Source organism: Streptomyces sp. SID13726 (assembly GCF_010548375.1).
In the GTDB taxonomy this organism is placed as follows: domain Bacteria; phylum Actinomycetota; class Actinomycetes; order Streptomycetales; family Streptomycetaceae; genus Streptomyces.
The window spans coordinates 1-427 of record NZ_JAAGLY010000514.1; the positions used below are offsets into that span (position 1 = coordinate 1).

The 427-nt window shown below is 70.3% G+C and carries 1 protein-coding gene; it reads right to left on the reverse strand.

Annotated features, from left to right (window positions below; translation table 11 throughout):
* Positions 1-427 (reverse strand): proteasome subunit beta (gene prcB, locus G3I78_RS48875; protein ID WP_164437110.1); only part of this gene is annotated, 427 nt, incomplete at both ends.

Genomic DNA, 427 nt, shown 5'->3' on the forward strand with positions numbered 1-427 from the left:
TTCTTGAGCGAGCTCCGCGCGAACACCGACCCGGAGCCCACCGAGTGGTAGGCGCGCTCCTCGTACCGGCCGCCGGTCACGTCGTAGGAGAAGATGCGGCCCGTGGCCCGGTCGAGGTCGAACCCGGCGAACAGCGGGACCACGGCGAGCCCCTGCATGGCGAGGCCGAGGTTCTGCCGGATCATCGTCGACAGGCGGTTCGCCTTGCCGTCCAGCGAGAGCAGGGCGCCCTCGATCTTCTCGTAGTGCTCGAGCTCGAGCTGGAACAGGCGCACGAGCTCGACCGCGATGCCCGCGGTCCCCGCGATCCCGACCGCCGAGAACTCGTCCGCCGGGAAGACCTTCTCGATCTCGCGGTTCGCGATCATCGAGCCCATCGTCGCGCGACGGTCGCCCGCCATGACGACGCCGCCCGCGACGCACTCGG